Source organism: Mycolicibacterium sp. 624 (assembly GCF_040548615.1).
Taxonomy (GTDB): domain Bacteria; phylum Actinomycetota; class Actinomycetes; order Mycobacteriales; family Mycobacteriaceae; genus Mycobacterium.
This window is the reverse complement of the sequence record NZ_JBEPRZ010000004.1, coordinates 540,588-557,242: the sequence shown is the minus strand read 5'-3', so window position 1 is coordinate 557,242 and position 16,655 is coordinate 540,588. Positions and strand designations below refer to the sequence as shown.

Below are 16,655 nucleotides of genomic sequence, written 5' to 3'. Positions count from 1 at the left end.
CGCGTTTCTATCGTGTGACAGAATTCGGAGGGCTACCGAAGGTGGTCCCCCATGGTCCACCATGGGGGCATGCCACTCGCCAAGGCCGGACGCCCACGCCTGCATGACCAGCGGCGTCCAGGAACCACCGCGCGTGACGAAATCCTCGATGCCGCAGGTGAATTGTTCACCACCATGGGCTACACCGGCACGTCGACCAGGACCATCGCCGACTCGGTCGGCATCCGCCAGGCATCGCTCTACCACTACTTCAAGACCAAGGACGACATTCTCTGTGCGCTGTTGAGCCAGACCGTCGCACCAACGCTGGGCTTCATCCCGAGCCTCCTCGGTGCCGATCCAGCACTCACAGCCGCTGAACACCTGCATGCGCTGGCCGCGTTCGACGGCAACCAATTACTCAGCGGCCGTTGGAATCTGGGTGCGCTGTACCTGCTGCCAGAGCTTCGTGACGCCAGGCTGGAGCCGTTCTGGTCGGACCGCGAACGGCTACGACTTCACTACTTGGCGCTCAGCCGTGCGGTGATCGATCAGACCGGCGTCCACGAGGCCGCCGCGGACCTGCCATTCCGACTCGTCGAATCGCTGGTCAACATGTGGTCGGTGCCCGCAGGACCAGAGCGTGCGGAGCTGCCCGTCCACGTCGCCGACGCCTGCTTGCGGGTTTTGGGCATCCCCGACGTCGCGGCGACGGGGATACGGGCACGCAGCCTCGACGAGATGGAGCGCTACACCCGCGCCGCGTCCGACGTCGACGACGTTGACGGCGACGTGGACGGCGACCCGGCGTCGACGTACCCCAGGTAGGTCGGCCAGTCGCCGTGGCGCGTTATGTCTTCGCCTTCACGCCATGCCTGCAGGGCACAGCCGAACCCGACCACCTCGGTGCCGTCGGCGAGCGTGACGGCACCGAGTGACATCGGGGCGGGCAGCGCAGCCAGGAAGTCACCCAACATGGCCGTGCCGATGAGCCACAGCTCGCCGCCTATCGCGGTGCCGTCTTCGTGGCCCACGCGCGCCAGCCCAGGCTTGGGCGGTGTGGTGTCCAGCGCCGCGAGTCGGTACAGCGGCGCGGTGCGGGCCGGCCCGATCCAGCGCGCACCGCGGTCGGTCAGCTGCCACGCCAGTGGTTGACCGCGCAGGTGCGCGCCCACCACGAGAAGCTTTACCGCAGTCAATCCGGCGCTCGTCGGCCAGGGCGGCGGTGCAGCGGCTGGTGCGAGGGCAGCGGCTGGTGCGGCTGCGGTGCCCGGAGCGGCCACCGACTCCCGCCGCTCGATGACCAGCCGCGCGATATCGAGGGCGACGGCGTCGGCACCAGGCCGCGCGATGACCGACACCCCGAACTGGTCCTCCCCCGCGGTGCCCGACGGCACGGCGACGGCGCACAGATCCATCAGGTTGCAGAAATTGGTGTAGGTGCCCAGCCGCGCGTTCACGGTGACCGGTTCGGCGTTGACCTCGGCGATCGTCGGATGCTCCGTGGTGGTCGGGACCAGCAGCGCATCGCAGCCCTCGAGTTCTGCCATCGCCCTTGCCGTCAGCGTCGCGAGGCGGGCACGGTCGGCAAGCAGGGTGCTCGCGGTGACCTCACCGGCCGCCGCCACGATCGCGCCGACGGTGGTGTCGACCTCGTCGCGGTGGGCGTCGACGAACGCGCCGACGGCCTCGTGCCGTTCGGCAACCAGCCCGCCGTCGTACAGCAGTCTCGCGGCGGACAGGAATGGGCCGAGGTCGATCTCCTTCAGTGCCACACCGTGATTGACCAGACGTTCGCATGCCGCCCGGAATGCGGCCTGCCACTGGGCGGACAGCGCCGGAAGCTCCCGCGGCACCGCCACGACCGGGGCGTCAGGTGCGGCAAGCGGCGCGTCGGGCGGGAACGGCCGTGCACCGCTCGTCTCGTCCGCGCCGGCCATCACACCCATCGCGGCAGATGCCGTGTCGAGGTCACGCGCGAAGACTGTCACGCAGTCATAGGACCGACAGGCCGGCACGACGCCGTCGGTCGGCACCACACCGTAGGTGGGCTTGATGCCGACGATCCCCTGCAGTGCTGCGGGCACCCGCCCCGATCCCGCCGTGTCCGTGCCGACCGCCACGTCGACGAGGCCAAGGGCCACCGCGACAGCGGATCCCGCGCTGGACCCACCCGATATCCGGTCGGGCCTGCGGGCATCGCGGACGGCGCCGTGCGGGCTGCGCGTTCCGACCAGACCTGTGGCGAACTGATCGAGGTTGGTTGCGCCGATCACGACCGCACCCGCTGCTCGCAGACGAGCGACCGCGGCCGCGTCCTTCGTCGCGGGCGTCGACGAGTAGGTCGGACAGCCCGCGGTGGTGGGCAGGCCGGCGACGTCGACGTTGTTCTTGACCGCCGCCACCAGTCCAGCCAGTGGGAGTTCACCACCCGCGGCGACCAAGACGTCGACCGCCTCGGCATCGGCAAGCGATTCCGCCATGGGGCGCAGGAAGATCCAGACTTCGGGACGTTGCCCGGCCTCGATCGCGGCATACGCCGCGCGAACCCGCTCGACCGCCGTCATGCCGGGATGCCCGCCGCGTCGCGTCCCGCCGAGGGCGGACCGACCACCACCAACGGCGCGCCCGGGTCCACCTGATGGCCCGCCTGAACGAGGATCTGCGTCACGATGCCGTCAGTCGGCGCCCTCAACACGGTCTCCATCTTCATCGCCTCCAATGCCAGCAGCGACTGTCCGGCCACCACACACTCACCCACCTCGACGTCGACCTTCCACACACTCGACGCGAACGGCGCATCGACCCGTTGTTCACCGTCATCGAGGACGAGATCGGCGGTCGGCGGCTCGGCGTGCGACTCCGCCCTTTCGGCACGGTCGAACTCGCCGGCCGCGGCCCATGCGGCACGTTCGGTGGCGAATGCCGCACCCTGGCGCTCACGGAAGTCCGCGATCGACGCCGCGTGCTCGTCCAGGAACCGTTCGTGTTCGGCCAGCGAGAAGGTGCCCTCGGTGATATCGATCGAACCCCGCCCAGCCGCGAGATCCGCACGAATGTCGAGCAGTTCGTCGGGCGACACCGGGTACCAGGAGATGCGGTCGAAGAAGCGCAGTAGCCAGGGGCTGCCCGGCTCGAACGGTGTCGTGTGCCGATAGCGGCTCCAGACCTGCGTGGTGCGTCCCACGAACTGGTAGCCGCCGGGCCCCTCCATGCCGTAGATGCACAGATAGGCGCCGCCGATGCCGACGGAGTTCTCCGCAGTCCATGTGCGGGCCGGGTTGTACTTGGTGGTGACCAGCCGATGTCGGGGATCCAGTGGGGTGGCGACGGGCGCCCCCAGGTACACGTCCCCGAGTCCGAGTGTCAGGTACTCCGCCGAGAAGACGACGTCCATGACGTCGGCCTGCGATGCCAGACCGTTGACACGGCGGATGAACTCGATGTTCGACGGGCACCACGGCGCGTCGTCGCGCACGCCGGAGGTGTAGCGGGCGATGGCCTCCCGCGTCGCCGGGTCATCCCATGACAGGGGCAGCCGCACCGAACGGCTGGGCACGACGAGCTCCGATGTCCCGGGGAGATCGTCCTCCAACTCGAACAGCAGGCCAAGCAGACGGTCGATCGGTAGCACGTCGGGGTCGACGTGCACCTGCAGCGACCGGATGCCCGGCGTCAGGTCGACGATGCCGTGCACGGATCCGCCCGCGATCTCCGCCTGAAGCCGGCCGTGCAGCGCGTGCACGCGCGCCCGCAGCGCGAGATCGAGAACCATGTCGCCATACTCGACGAGCACGTTGTCATCCCCGTTGCGGCGGTAGGTGACGCTCGGCGCGCCGTCGTCCGCACGCCGGGCCAGCACGCCGTCATCCCCGTCGCCGCCGGTCCGCACCACCGATGACGTTGCACCACGGGTGATTCCGAGGTCACTGCGGGACGGCGCCTCCGCTGCGCGGATGGGCACGAACCGCACGGTGTCACCGGGGCGCAGCTGACCGAGCTTCCATCTGTCGGCGGTGACGACGGTCACCGGGCACACGAAGCCGCCCAGGCTGGGCCCGTCGGGTCCGAGCAGGATCGGGGTGTCTCCGGTGAAGTCCAGGGCACCGATGGAGTACGCGGTGTCGTGGATGTTGGACGGGTGCAGTCCCGCGTTCCCGCCATCGGGTCGGGCCCACTGCGGCCGTGGTCCCTCGAGTCGGACCCCGGTGCGCGCCGAGTTGAAGTGCACGCGGTAACTGGCGTCGAACAGTGTCTGCATATCGGCGCGGGTGAAGAACTCCGGTGCGCCGTGCGGACCCTCGGTGACCGCGAGGTCCCAGTCCGACGGAATCGCAGGGCGCACCTCGGGTCCGATCGGCCCCGTTGGTTCGGCGTCTCGCGACCGCGGCGCGGCGCGCAGGACATCACCGACCACCAGTTGGCGGCCGCCGTGGCCACCGAACCGTCCCAGCGTGAACGTCGATGCGCTGCCCAGATATTCGGGCACATCCAAACCACCCGCGACCAGCAGGTAGGTCCGCAGTCCAGTCGTCTCGGCCGCGCCGATGTCGAGCAGTGCGCCTGCTGCGACCTCGATCGGCTCCCACATCGGGACAGCCGAACCGTCGACGGTCACGGCGCATTCGGCGCCCGTGACACACACCGTGGTCGGGTGAGTGACGCGCAGCGCCGGACCCGAGGCGGTGCACTCCAGGCCGGGTGCCCCCTCGGCGTTGCCCAACGCCAGGTTGCCGAGCCGAAACGACAGATCGTCCATCGGCCCGCTCGGCGGAACCCCGACGCCCCAGAGCCCGAGCCGGCCGGGCAGATCCTGCACCGTCGTCAGCAGGCCCGGCCGTTCGACGGTTATCCGCGGCCGTGGATCGGCGACCTCGGCGAGGGTGGACGTACTGTGCGCCGCTGCCCGAACGTCGGCACTGTCCACGGCCGCGCGGAGCAGTCCGACGTTGACCTCGATACCGTGCAGGACCGTCCCGTCCAACGCACGACCCAACCGATCGAGCGCCTCGTCGCGGTCGGCACCTGCGGTGATCACCTTGGCCAGCAGCGGATCATACGATGCCGAGACCTCGGTGCCCTGCTCGATCCAGGTGTCAACGCGCACGTCGTCGCTGGTCGGGAGGGTCACGGCGGTCAGGGTTCCCGTGCTCGGGCGGTAGTCACGCGAGGGGTCCTCGGCGTATACCCGCGCCTCGACGGCGTGTCCCCGAACGGTCACCTCGCCGCTGGTCACTCCCGGGCGCAGGTACGGGGCAAGGACGTCACCCTCACCGCGCGCCAGCCGAAACATCCAGCCCGCCAGGTCGACTCCCGTCACGGCCTCGGTGACGGGATGCTCGACCTGCAGACGCGCGTTGACCTCGAGAAAGGACGCCTCCTGCCGCCGCGGATCGTAGACGAACTCGACGGTGCCCGCGGACCGGTAGTCAACCGACCCCGCCAACCTCCGAGACGACGAATGCAGTTGGCTTCGAATGGCATCGGGCAATGCGGGCGCCGGCGCCTCCTCCATCACCTTCTGGTTGCGGCGTTGCAGCGAGCAGTCGCGGTCACCGAGGGAGACGACGCCACCCGCACCGTCGCCGAAGATCTGGACTTCGACGTGGCGCGCGTGTTCGACGAACCGCTCGACGAAGACACCTGCCGCTCCGAAGCTTCGGGCGGCAAGGCGTGTCACGCGGTCGAAGGCCGCACGCATGTCGTCAGCGCTGCGACAGACCTGCATGCCTATCCCACCACCGCCACCGGTGGCCTTGAGCATCACCGGATAGCCGATCGTCTCCGCTGCGGCGACGGCCTCATCGGCGGAGTCGAGCAGACCGGATCCGGGGAACACCGGAACACCCGCGGTGACGGCCGCCGACCGTGCGGTGTGCTTGGTACCGAAGACGCGTAGTTGATGCGGCGTCGGACCCACGAACACCAGGCCCGCGCGTTCGACCGCCTCGGCGAATTCGGCGTCCTCGGAGAGGAAGCCGTATCCGGGGTGCACCATGTCGGCGCCATTCGCCAGTGCGGCAGCGACGATGGCATCCGCCCGCAGGTAGCTCTCGCTCGGCGCGGCCGGGCCCAGCAGCACGGCCTCGTCGGCGAGACGGACGTGCGGTGCGCCACGGTCGGCCTCGGAGAACACCGCCACGGTGCGAAGACCGAGGGTTTGTGCGGCACGCAACAACCTGACGGCGATCTCACCGCGGTTGGTGATCAGGACAGTCTCGATGCGCGATCCCGCTTCGCTTCTCGCTGTCTCGCTCATGCGACTCCCTCCGGCCGGGTGACGATCATGCGCACGGGGGTCGGGTCGAAGGCATTGCACGGGTTGTTGATCTGCGGGCAGTTGGACACCAGGACGAGGGTGTCGACCTCGGCCCGCAGCGCCACGCGCTTACCCGGTGCGGACAAGCCGTCGACGATTCCCAACGCGCCATCGGGATCGACCGGCACGTTCATGAACCAGTTGATGTTGCTGGCCAGATCGCGCGCACCGAGCCCGTATCTGGCGCCCTCGATGAGGAAGTTCTCCATACATCCGTGTTGTGCGCGGGTGTGTTGCCCGTAGCGCAGTGTGTTCGACTCCTTCGAACAGGCGCCGCCGAGGGTGTCGTGCACGCCGACCTCGTCGTCGACGACCGTCATGAGCGCCGCGCCGGTGTCGGCACGCAGGACCGACCCGGTGCTCAGGGCGATCCTGCCCTGCCGCGCAACCGTTTCCGATGCCGAGTAGCGCACCGCGGTGTCGGAGGCGTCATACAGCAGGCAGTCGACAGCCTGGTTTCCGGCCAGATCGACGATCGTGAGAACGTCACCGGCGGCAACGACGGCCGACCAGGGGCCACGCGCGGCGACGCCCTGATCGAGCACGACCGTGCCGGGGACGAGGGCGGTGATGCTCACAGGACTCCTCTGGCGTGAAGATCGGCGTCGGTGTTGGCGATTGCCTGGCGGTGTTCCGGTCCGAGCGGGCCGACGAGCTCACCCGCAACCAGTCGGTCGAGATCGCCGGTGGCGGGCCAGGCGTGCACGAGCAGCGGAGAGCAGGTGAAGTCGGGTCTCGGGTCCAGGGGATGCGCGGTGTTCGCGAGGAGGACTATCGCGTCGACGTGCAGCAGGAGATCGACGGTGCCGCCAGGGCCCGCCGATCCCCGCCACTGCAGGGAGCCGTCATGGGCGACCCGGACACCCTTGAATAACGACACCGATGGCGGCAGATCACGTTGTCCGAGACCGTGTTTGAGCGCTCCCAGCAGCAGCAGATCTCGTCCCGCAGGCGATGCGGACTCCGGTGCCGACGCACCGTACTTCGCGTCGTTGCCGGCCCGCGTCGTGGTGCCGGTGAGCGCGTCGTGGGCCGTCGACGTGTCGGCGACCACGGTCGCGAGCACGCGGCCGAAACCGCTCAGCAGCGGATGGCCCACGCCGAGGTATGCCTGCCACGGCACCTTGACGGTGTCGGCGACGTTGAGCCGCTCGTGCGGTCCGTCGGCGCGGTGCAGCAGTAGGTGCGCGCACGCGTCACCGTCGGGGTCGGCGAGGCGGATGCGCGTGCCGCGGGCCATCACCGCGGCCGTGTATCCGCCTGGTGCAATGGTTTCCGACCACACCAGGCGGTCGGTCGAGACGTCCTCGGGTGCCGTCGAGCTGCTCGATGCTGGCACGTGGCGCATGAAGTCGGTGGCGCGCCCGTGCTGTGCGCGGGCGTGGGCCCTGGCCCCCGCGGTGGTGGCGGTGTCGCTCGTCACAACTCTCCCCGGTATCGCGATATCGCTTCAGCGAATATTTCTGTCGATTGACAGTTTTCGGGAGAACGCGGGGTCCGTGGTTGCCCCGGTGTAACCGATCACGGGGCGTTCGTTAACAACACGCGTCGCATGTGTCTGTCGTGTGACAGGTATCGCACCAACGGTGGTGCCGTAGTCTTCGTGGCGTGTTTCACGTCCTCACGCTGACCTACGTGCAGCCCCTCGATGTCGTCGACCAGACGCGCCCCGCCCACCTCGAGTGGATCACCCGCGAGGTGGCCGCAGGCCGCCTGATCTTGGCCGGGCGCCAGGAATCGCAGAAGGGCGGCGTGCTGGTGACCGGTGATATCAGCACCGAGGACGCCGAGGACCTCATCGCCACCGACCCCTATCAGGTGGCCGGACTCGTGAGCTACGAGCGCGTCGGCTTCAACGCCGGTTTCCGCGCGCCAGGTCTGTAGATCCGCGCGATCATGTATCCGCGGGACTAAACCCGCGCCGACGACCGTTGAACTAGGTCGCAGGGCCCGCTGCTGCGCCCGATTCCGTTACCTTCGCTAAGCTTTTTGGTGGGGGTTTGAATTGCAACACGATATGAAGAGGCAGTTAGAGCTATGACCACGACCGTTACCGCCTACGCCGCGACGTCGGCCACCGAACCACTCACCAAGACCACCATCGAGCGCCGTGATGTCGGCCCGCACGATGTCGCGTTCGACATTGCGTTCGCGGGCATCTGTCACTCCGACCTGCACACCGTGCGCGAGGAGTGGGGCGACGTGACGTTCCCGCTGGTACCGGGCCACGAGATCGCGGGCGTCGTCACCGAGGTCGGCTCGGAGGTGACCAAGTACAAGGTCGGCGACCGCGTTGGCGTCGGCTGTTTCGTTGACTCCTGTCGCGAGTGCGACAACTGCCGCGCCGGTGAGGAGCAGTACTGCACCAAACCGGGCATGGTCGGCACCTACAACGGCAAGGGCCGCGACGGCAAGCCCACCCAGGGCGGATACAGCCAGGCCATCGTCGTCGACGAGAACTATGTGCTGCGCATCCCCGACGCCATTCCGCTGGACAAGGCCGCACCTCTGCTGTGTGCCGGCATCACCACCTACTCACCGCTGCGGCACTGGAATGCGGGCCCGGGCAAGCGTGTCGCCGTCATCGGGCTGGGCGGCCTCGGCCACCTCGCCGTGAAGCTGGCCGTCGCGATGGGCGCAGAGGTCGCCGTGCTGAGCCAGTCGCTCAAGAAGATGGAGGACGGGCTGCGGCTCGGCGCAGGCGAGTACTACGCCACCAGCGACCCCGATACCTTCAAGAAGCTGCGGGGCAGCTTCGACCTGATCATCAACACGGTGTCGGCGAACCTCGACATGGCCGCCTACCTCGGGCTACTGAACCTCGACGGCACGCTGGTCGAACTCGGCATGCCCGAGAACCCGATGCCGATCCCGGCCGGGGCACTGATCTTCGGGCGCAAGAGCATCTCTGGCTCGTTGATCGGCGGCATTCGCGAGACCCAGGAGATGCTGGACTTCTGCGCCGAACACGACGTGACCCCCGACATCGAGGTCATCGAGGCGTCCTACGTCAACGAGGCCTACGAGCGGATGCTCGCGAGCGACGTGCGGTACCGCTTCGTCATCGACAACTCGACGCTGTAGTCGATCCCGATCTCACGCGGGCGGGGTCCCCTCGGGGGCCTCGCCCGTTTTCGTGTCGGCAGCAGTCGTGTCGGCAGCAGCCGTCTTCGCGGCAGCCGGGGCGGTGTCTTCCTCTGCCGCCTCGAAACCCTCCACCGACCATCCCGCCGCGGCGAGCTTGGCCGCCACCCGCTCGACGTTCTCCGGGCCTGCGTCGTGCTGGGTCACCTCGGAGATGAAGGTCTCGATCTCATCGGTGTTGATCGCGCCGTCCACGATCGCGGGCGAGTCCGCGGCGGTGATGTTGCGGATGATCTCTCTGACCTGGTCCTCGGTCAGTGGCGTGGCCCGCAGCAGCGCCAGCAGCGGCACGCGGTCGGGTCCCGGCACTCCCTCGGGGTAGCCGGCGCGCAGCCAGTCGATGACGGACGCGAAGAGCGTCTTGGCGTTCATCCGACCAGTGTGGCGGCACGGTATCGGGCACGCCAGCACGACCCGGCCTCACGGTCGAATTCGAGACCTCGGTCGGGCCTCATCCACCGAGGGAGTTACCGCCATCGATCACCAGGGTGGTGCCGGTGACGTATGAGGCACCCGGTGCAGCGAGGAAGGCGACACCGGCAGCGACCTCGGCCGCCGTCGCCGACCGGCCTATCGGAGTCGCGTTGCCCGCCTCGACCTCGGAGGGGTACTGGGCAGCCGTGGCGATCCAGCCGGGTATCACGAGGTTGATCGTCACCCCGTCCTTGGCGAAGTCGACGGCGACAGACCGCGTCATCCCCAACATTGCGGCCTTGGCGGTGTGATATCCGACATCACCGGTGTAGGCGGTGAGCACCCCGGCGGTCGAGCCCACGTTGATGATTCGGCCGTAACCACGTTCGGCCATCCCTGGCAGCGCCGCCCGGGTGACGAAGAAGGCACTGTCCAGGTTGCGTCGCAGCGCCAGCGCCCACTCGTCGTCGGTCATGACGGTCACGAGGTTGGGTCGTTCGGGGATGTTGACTGAAGCCAGTCCGGCGTTGTTGACCACGATGTCGACCTTGCCGAAGGCCGCCTCGGTGGCCGCCACCAGTCCACGCGCGGCATCGGGGTCCATGAGGTCGGCGATATGGGCTGTCGCGGCGATGCCCTCGGCGCGCAACTCGTCGGCTCGTTCGGATGCACGGCCGGTGGTCCCGGTGACCATCACTGACGCGCCCAGCTGACCCAACAGTCGGGCTGAGGCGAACCCGATACCGCGCTCGCTGCTCGATCCGGTGACGAGTGCCACCTGACCGGTCAGATCGAACGCTGCGGGCAGCACTGGAGACATTGTGTTTCTTCCGTTCGCATTTGAGCCCTCAGCCGATTGCGGAGGGACTCCTCGCGAACAGATTAGGGCGCAGTGGTGTGCGTTTCCAGGAGCGGGGACCGATTACAACGAAAGCGCCTGGGCCACTTCTGATCAGGTGACTCTAGAAGTCCCAGTCCTCGTCCTCGGTGACGACGGCCTTGCCGATCACATACGACGACCCGGAGCCGGAGAAGAAATCGTGATTCTCGTCGGCGTTGGGGCTCAGCGCCGACAGGATGGCGGGGTTGACGTCGGTCTCGTCGCGCGGGAACAGTGCCTCGTAGCCGAGATTCATCAGCGCCTTGTTGGCGTTGTAGCGCAGGAACTTCTTGACGTCCTCGGTGAGGCCGACCTCGTCGTAGAGATCCTGGGTGTACTCGGTCTCGTTCTCGTACAGCTCGAACAGCAGCTCGTAGGTGTACTCCTTGAGTTCGGCCTTGCGGGCCTCGCTCTCGAGCGCCAGACCCTTCTGGAACTTGTAGCCGATGTAGTAACCGTGCACGGCCTCGTCACGAATGATCAGCCGGATCATGTCGGCGGTGTTGGTCAGCTTGGCGCGGCTGCTCCAGTACATCGGCAGGTAGAAGCCCGAGTAGAACAGGAAGCTCTCCAGCAGCGTGCTGGCCACCTTGCGCTTGAGCGGGTCATCGCCCTTGTAGAAGTTCATGACGATCTGCGCCTTGCGCTGCAGGTTCGGATTCTCCTCCGACCAGCGGAACGCCTCGTCGATCTCGGACGTCGAGCACAGCGTGGAGAAGATGTTGCTGTAGCTCTTGGCGTGGACCGACTCCATGAACGCGATGTTGGTGTACACCGCCTCCTCGTGGGGTGTGAGCGCGTCCGGGATCAGACTGACGGCGCCGACGGTGCCCTGGATGGTGTCGAGCAGCGTCAGACCGGTGAAGACCCGCATCGTGAGCTGCTTCTCGTTGGCGTTGAGCGTGCCCCAGGACGGGATGTCGTTGGACACCGGCACCTTCTCCGGCAACCAGAAGTTGCCCGTGAGGCGCTCCCACACCTCGGCGTCCTTATCGTCCTGCAGGCGATTCCAGTTGATGGCCGAGACCCGGTCGACCAGCTTCATTCCATCGGACACGCCGAACCTCATTTCACCTGCGAAAGTCTGTTTGCCGGAGCGGCATTGATGACACTACCCCTGGTGTCCCCCATCGAACGCCAGCACAACCACTGGTGTTGGCGTGTCGTGGAGTGTCATCGTAGAACGTCATATTCCGACCTTCGAAATCGTCGTGTCGACAGCCAGTACTGCCAGGTCATTCCGCTCCACAGGGTGCGGTTGACACCGTGCTCGTCGAGGTACCAGCTGCGGCAACCGCCGGTGTTCCACACCGTGTCCGCGAGTTCACCTTGCAAGCCGCGATTGAACTCGTCCTGGGCGGCCCTGCTCGGCGCCAGCGCCTTCGCCCTGGCCCTGTCGACGGCGGCGATCGCCTTGGCGACGTAGCGGATCTGCGACTCGATCATGAACACCACCGAGTTGTGGCCGAGCGCGGTGTTGGGGCCCAGGAGGAAGAAGAGGTTGGGCATGCCAGCCACGGCGATGCCGCGGTGCGCCTGGATGCCCTCGCGGCTCCAGCGGTCCACCAAATCCTCACCGCCTGCGCCCTTGATGTCGACGTAGGTGTAGGAGTCGGTGACGTGGAACCCGGTCGCGAAGACCACCACGTCCACCGGATGTTCGACGCCGTCGGCGGTCACGATGCCGGTGGGTGTCATCCGCGCGATGCCGTCGGTGATGACCTTGGTCCTGGGATCGGCGATAGCGCGGTAGTAGGTGTTGGAGTTGAGGATTCGCTTGCACCCCGCGCGGTAGTTCGGGGTGAGCTTGCGACGCAGTTCGCGGTCCTTCACGCTGTGCCGAATGTTCCACGTGCCCAGCAGGTCGCCGATCTTGAGCAGTCGGGGCTGCTTGGTCATCGCGAAGCCGACCGCCTCGTGCAGCCAATAGATCCCGGCCCGCATCAGTGCTCGAGTGCCCGGCACATTGCTGAACATATCGCGCATCCACTCCGGGAAGGCGTTGTTGACGCGCGGCATCACCCAGGGCGGAGTCCGTTGGTAGACCTGCAGTTCCGTGACGTCGCCGACGATCTCCGGGACGATCTGGATGGCGCTGGCACCGGTTCCGATGACCGCCACGCGCTTGCCGGTGATGTCGACGGAGTGGTCCCACTGGGCGGAGTGGAACGTCGCGCCCTCGAAGGTGTCGATGCCCTCGATATCGGGAATCGACGGGATGTGCAGGCCACCGGCCCCCGAGATCAGAAACTGCGCAACGTACTCCTGGCCGGTGGTGGTGAAGACGTGCCAGCACTTCTCCTCGTCATCCCAGTGGGCGCGGTCCACGCAGGAGCCAAAGCGCACGTGGCGCCGCAACCCGTACTTGTCCGCCACTCCCTTGAGGTAGTCGAAGATCTCCGGCTGGTAGGACCACATGTGCTGCCAGTCGGGCTTTGGCTCGAAGGAGAACGAGTACATGTGCGACGGGATGTCGCAGGCGCAGCCGGGGTAGGTGTTGTCCCGCCAGGTGCCGCCTATCTCGTCGGCCTTCTCCAGGATGAGGAAGTCGACGCCCTGGCGCTGCAGGGCAATGGCCATGCCGAGCCCGGAGAACCCCGAGCCGATGATCAACGCTCGGGTCCGGACGGGGGCGCTGTGGAGGACGGCGTCGTCGGCCTGTTCGGCAATCGTCATGACATCAACGATACCTGGGAACGCTGGTACCGGGTTCTGCTCAGGGTGTGACGGGGTGAGCCAACCCGTGGTCCAGCGCATACATGCTCGCGCCGATCCGGTTCGAGACGCCGATCTTCGCGTAGATCCGCTCGACGTGATTGCGGGCCGTCTTCTCCGAGATCACCAACCTCGCGGCGATCTCCTTGTTCGACGCCCCGCGGGCCACCAGCCCCAATACCTCGACCTCGCGGGGAGACAGCTTGTCCGGCCGCGCCGCCCTTCGCCCCGTGGGATGCCCCGCCGCATGCAGGACCGCATCGACGGCGACGGGGTCGAGCGTGCCCGCCCGGACCCGGTCACGCAGACGGTGCGCGGCGGCATCGGCGGACAGCGCCTCTCGGTACGGCCTGGGCTCACGTGCCGACTGGTAGGCCACCGCGGCGGCGAGCACGCGGTCGGCCAGCGTAAGGCCGGCGCCTGCCAGGCCGCGCGGATATCCCGAGCCGTCGATGCACTCGTGGTGGTTGCCCGCGAGTTCGGCCACCCTCTCCAGTCCGGCGACCTGGGACAGGATGCGCACCGTCAAGTACGGGTGCAGCCGCACGCGTTCGGTCTCGGCCGACGTCAAACTGCCTGGCTTGGACCAGATCTGGTTCGAGACGCCGATCCGGCCCAGGTCATGGACGTGACCGGCCCGACGGACCGTCGTGACGGAGTCGGCGTCGAGGCCGGCGGCAGTTGCGGCGTCGGCGGCCAGCGCCGCGACGGCCTGAGAGTGCCCGAGGGTGAAGGGGCACTTCAGGTCCACGAAGTCACCGAGCGCGACGAGCAACATGTCGAGTTCGGACGGCCCGAGCGGCTCTCGGCGGTCCGGCGCCTCGCCAAGCGCGGCCGCCCAGGTGTCACCGCCCGGCGGGCTCGCCAGGATCTGCTGTGCGTCGTCGACGAACGCGTCCACGACCTCGGGATCGAACTGGCCGCCGCGTCGGCTCTTGGCCATGACGAGGGCACCGTCCACACCGTAGGACCGCGCGTGCACCTCCACCATCTCGGCGAGCTGGGCGACCCGCATCGCGATCGGGATGGCCTCACCGCCTACCCCGCCCGGTAGCCCGCCGCCGTCGAAACGCTCGAACGCGTACGCCAGCGCGTCGCGCACCGCGCCCTCGACACCAAGCCGGTCGGCCAGCGCGCCCGCCGACGTGCAGTGCGAATGGATGAGCGCAGACAGCTGGCCGCGCGCGTTCGCGACCAGCGCCGCCATCGCGTTGACGCGGGCCAGCAGCGGTCGCCCGCGACCCACGTTGCCCATCAGGAAGCGCAGGTACGGAAGCCCCGACCAGTCGACCAGGTACGAGTCGTGCCGAACCGCGATGTCATCACCGAACCACTGCGCGTACTCATGCGAGTCGGCGTGACAGCCGATCCACATGATGAGCGTCGTGTAGTACGCGGTGTCGCGGTCCGCACGGCTGAGCCCGAGCCGATCGGCGATGCGGGTGGCGATGAGCGCCGACCGCAGCATGTGCTCAGCAGGCTGGCCCAGCCCCAGATCCACCGCCACCGACAAGGCGGCCAGTATCTCGGCGCGGCTGGGCGTCGCAGGCCGGGCGGCGAGCGGGACCATCAGCCGATTGTGACTGGTAGTGCGCATCGACTCAGCCTGATCAGCCCAATTCGACTGTGCGCTCAGAACTCCGGTGGCGGTCCGGGTCGAAGTTCTCGAAGTGCCCGTTGGCGACCACCGCGATCCCCCGCTGGGGTAGCCGGAAGTCCCCCAACCGCGCCTGAGTCTGAAGCGGTCCGGTGGGACCGAGCGGCTCGCCCCGCAGCGTCGCGTGGGACGCGGTCACGGCCCACACCGTCCGCGGCGCGACCATGAAGGACTGGCCGTTGGAGGCCGACCCTGCCAGGCGCATCTCACCGACGCCGAGGGCGCGGCCCGCGACCCGGCTGATGACACCGAGTGCCGTGCGATTGGTCCACGCCCGCTCCGGCAGGCGTCGCCCCACTCGGCTGATCAACCGGGTGGCCGGGGTCTCGCCGAGCTGAACGGTCCAGTCCAACAATCCGTCGATCCGGATGCGAAGGGCCCACGCCGTCACCCAGGTGACGTCGATATCGCACTGCACCGCGTCGGTCGACGTCGAGGAACTGAAGTACCGCGCGCAGCTCTGCTGACCCGGCGTCGTCGCATAGAACGTCCAGGTGCCGGCGGGGTCGCGGTGCCACACCGAGGCGTAGGCAGGCGCGAACGTCGCGGTCGGGAACTGACGCAAACCCAGGTAGTGGCCATTGGCGAAGGGCAGCCCCATGATGCCGAATCCGGCGAAGCGTTCGTCTGCCCCCGCGGGGAGTTCAGGTTGTTCGTTGAGCGCCGCGACGATGGCGGCGGGTGTTGTGTTTGTCATACTCCGATGCTCGCCGGGGCACCGTGATCACCGCATGAGGCGAACGCCTCAAATAGCGAGTGCGCAGTCGCGAGTCAGCGGGTCAGCGCAGCGACCGGGTCAAGCGACGGACTCGCGGCGGCGGACACCCTCGTGCACTGGCAGCTCGGGATCGATCTTGATGCCCAGCAGCTCGCAGGTGCTCTTGATCGCGCCGAGCATGATCGTCGTCATGTAGCCGATGAACTCCTCGGCGGGCATCCGCCGGGGGCTGTCGACTTCGGGGCCCAGCCACCAGTCCGTCGCGGCCGCGGCCGAACCGTATGTGGTGAACGCGGCGAGCTCGATGGCGGCGCGGTCGAGTTCCATCTCACGCAGTTCATTGCTGAACATGGCGGCCAGCGCCAGCGTGACGCCGCGACCCTCGTTGAGCGCGCGCATGGTCGACTCGCTCTGCTCGGCGAACCGGCCCTGAATCAGGAAGCGGCAGACGTTGGGATGCTGGTCGACCAGCAGGACGTACTGCTCGACGCTGCGGCGGATCACCTCGCGTGCCGAATCCGAGGCGAGGTCGATCTGCGGGAAGATGGCCGCTCCGAGCATGTCGCGCAACCGCTCGCCGATCGCCTGGAACAGGTCCGACTTGTCGGTGAAGTGCCGGTAGATCTTCGGCTTGGCGGTGCCGGCCTCCTCGGCGATCTCACGCAGGCTCAGCTCGGGCCCGAGGCGGTCGATCGCACGGAAAGCGGCGTCCACGATCTCGCTGCGGACCTTCTTGCGGTGCTCACGCCACCGCTCGCTGCGCGCATCGACCTTCACACCGGGTTGGGCACCCGGACGAGGGATCGACGGTCGACGCACGCGTTTACTG

Annotated in this window: 14 protein-coding genes; 3 read left to right on the top strand and 11 right to left on the bottom strand. The window is 67.8% G+C overall.

Going from position 1 to position 16,655, the window contains the following annotated elements; all coding sequences use genetic code 11:
- The first annotated feature begins 69 nt into the window (after positions 1–69).
- Positions 70–807 carry a TetR/AcrR family transcriptional regulator gene (locus ABIA65_RS19205; RefSeq protein ID WP_354524584.1) on the top strand — a complete coding sequence of 246 codons (738 nt, stop codon included), beginning with the start codon at positions 70–72 and terminating at the stop codon, positions 805–807.
- Here ABIA65_RS19205 and atzF read toward each other — a convergent pair.
- The 4 genes from atzF to ABIA65_RS19185 are packed head-to-tail and all read right to left on the bottom strand — an operon-like array spanning position 729 to position 7,721.
- A complete protein-coding gene (atzF, locus tag ABIA65_RS19200; RefSeq protein ID WP_354524583.1) occupies positions 729–2,546 on the bottom strand; it encodes an allophanate hydrolase in 1,818 nt (605 codons plus the stop codon). The genes ABIA65_RS19205 and atzF overlap by 79 nt on opposite strands.
- The gene (gene uca / locus ABIA65_RS19195; RefSeq protein WP_354524582.1) at positions 2,543–6,238 is read right to left on the bottom strand and encodes an urea carboxylase; all 3,696 of its coding nucleotides are present in this window, start codon (positions 6,236–6,238) and stop codon (positions 2,543–2,545) included. The genes atzF and uca overlap by 4 nt, the downstream gene beginning before the upstream one ends.
- Entirely contained in the window at positions 6,235–6,870 is a 636-nt protein-coding gene (locus tag ABIA65_RS19190) for an urea amidolyase associated protein UAAP2 (RefSeq protein ID WP_354524645.1), read from the bottom strand. Before ABIA65_RS19190 ends, uca begins: the two co-directional genes overlap by 4 nt.
- A 2-nt stretch (positions 6,871–6,872) precedes the next feature.
- Positions 6,873–7,721 carry an urea amidolyase associated protein UAAP1 gene (locus ABIA65_RS19185; RefSeq protein WP_354524581.1) on the bottom strand — a complete coding sequence of 283 codons (849 nt, stop codon included), beginning with the start codon at positions 7,719–7,721 and terminating at the stop codon, positions 6,873–6,875.
- Between the two features lie 185 nt (positions 7,722–7,906).
- Between ABIA65_RS19185 and ABIA65_RS19180 the strand changes: the two genes are divergently transcribed.
- Positions 7,907–8,182 (top strand): YciI family protein, encoded by a 276-nt coding sequence (locus ABIA65_RS19180; RefSeq protein ID WP_241399978.1) that lies wholly within the window; start codon positions 7,907–7,909, stop codon positions 8,180–8,182.
- Positions 8,183–8,335: 153 nt separating this feature from the next.
- Positions 8,336–9,382, top strand: a complete 1,047-nt coding sequence (locus ABIA65_RS19175) for an NAD(P)-dependent alcohol dehydrogenase (protein ID WP_354524580.1) — start codon at positions 8,336–8,338, stop codon at positions 9,380–9,382.
- Positions 9,383–9,394: 12 nt separating this feature from the next.
- On the opposite strand, the gene ABIA65_RS19170 is transcribed toward ABIA65_RS19175, so the two are convergent.
- The 7 genes from ABIA65_RS19170 to ABIA65_RS19140 form a co-directional block, all read right to left on the bottom strand.
- Positions 9,395–9,814 carry a DUF3349 domain-containing protein gene (locus tag ABIA65_RS19170; RefSeq protein WP_354524579.1) on the bottom strand — a complete coding sequence of 140 codons (420 nt, stop codon included), beginning with the start codon at positions 9,812–9,814 and terminating at the stop codon, positions 9,395–9,397.
- 79 nt (positions 9,815–9,893) lie between these two features.
- Positions 9,894–10,667 (bottom strand): SDR family NAD(P)-dependent oxidoreductase, encoded by a 774-nt coding sequence (locus tag ABIA65_RS19165; RefSeq protein ID WP_371746822.1) that lies wholly within the window; start codon positions 10,665–10,667, stop codon positions 9,894–9,896.
- Between the two features lie 151 nt (positions 10,668–10,818).
- The gene (gene nrdF, locus ABIA65_RS19160) at positions 10,819–11,781 is read right to left on the bottom strand and encodes a class 1b ribonucleoside-diphosphate reductase subunit beta (RefSeq protein ID WP_502919594.1); all 963 of its coding nucleotides are present in this window, start codon (positions 11,779–11,781) and stop codon (positions 10,819–10,821) included.
- 128 nt (positions 11,782–11,909) lie between these two features.
- Positions 11,910–13,412: a flavin-containing monooxygenase gene (locus ABIA65_RS19155; protein ID WP_354524577.1), complete on the bottom strand. Its 1,503-nt coding sequence runs from the start codon at positions 13,410–13,412 to the stop codon at positions 11,910–11,912.
- A 40-nt stretch (positions 13,413–13,452) separates the two neighbouring features.
- Positions 13,453–15,021, bottom strand: a complete 1,569-nt coding sequence (locus ABIA65_RS19150) for an HD domain-containing phosphohydrolase (RefSeq protein ID WP_502919593.1) — start codon at positions 15,019–15,021, stop codon at positions 13,453–13,455.
- Positions 15,022–15,061: 40 nt separating this feature from the next.
- Positions 15,062–15,805 (bottom strand): hypothetical protein, encoded by a 744-nt coding sequence (locus tag ABIA65_RS19145; RefSeq protein ID WP_354524575.1) that lies wholly within the window; start codon positions 15,803–15,805, stop codon positions 15,062–15,064.
- Positions 15,806–15,904: 99 nt separating this feature from the next.
- Positions 15,905–16,645 (bottom strand): TetR/AcrR family transcriptional regulator, encoded by a 741-nt coding sequence (locus tag ABIA65_RS19140; RefSeq protein ID WP_241399987.1) that lies wholly within the window; start codon positions 16,643–16,645, stop codon positions 15,905–15,907.
- Positions 16,646–16,655: the final 10 nt, after the last annotated feature.

Excerpts from the sequence above, each read along its gene's own strand:
- ABIA65_RS19205 (WP_354524584.1), top strand. The coding sequence starts at position 70 with ATGCCACTCGCCAAGGCCGGACGCCCACGCCTGCATGACCAGCGGCGT.
- ABIA65_RS19145 (WP_354524575.1), bottom strand. The coding sequence starts at position 15,805 with ATGACAAACACAACACCCGCCGCCATCGTCGCGGCGCTCAACGAACAA.
- ABIA65_RS19175 (WP_354524580.1), top strand. The coding sequence starts at position 8,336 with ATGACCACGACCGTTACCGCCTACGCCGCGACGTCGGCCACCGAACCA.
- ABIA65_RS19155 (WP_354524577.1), bottom strand. The coding sequence starts at position 13,412 with ATGACGATTGCCGAACAGGCCGACGACGCCGTCCTCCACAGCGCCCCC.
- uca (WP_354524582.1), bottom strand. The coding sequence starts at position 6,238 with ATGAGCGAGACAGCGAGAAGCGAAGCGGGATCGCGCATCGAGACTGTC.
- atzF (WP_354524583.1), bottom strand. The coding sequence starts at position 2,546 with ATGACGGCGGTCGAGCGGGTTCGCGCGGCGTATGCCGCGATCGAGGCC.
- nrdF (WP_502919594.1), bottom strand. The coding sequence starts at position 11,781 with ATGAAGCTGGTCGACCGGGTCTCGGCCATCAACTGGAATCGCCTGCAG.
- ABIA65_RS19150 (WP_502919593.1), bottom strand. The coding sequence starts at position 15,021 with ATGGTCCCGCTCGCCGCCCGGCCTGCGACGCCCAGCCGCGCCGAGATA.
- ABIA65_RS19170 (WP_354524579.1), bottom strand. The coding sequence starts at position 9,814 with ATGAACGCCAAGACGCTCTTCGCGTCCGTCATCGACTGGCTGCGCGCC.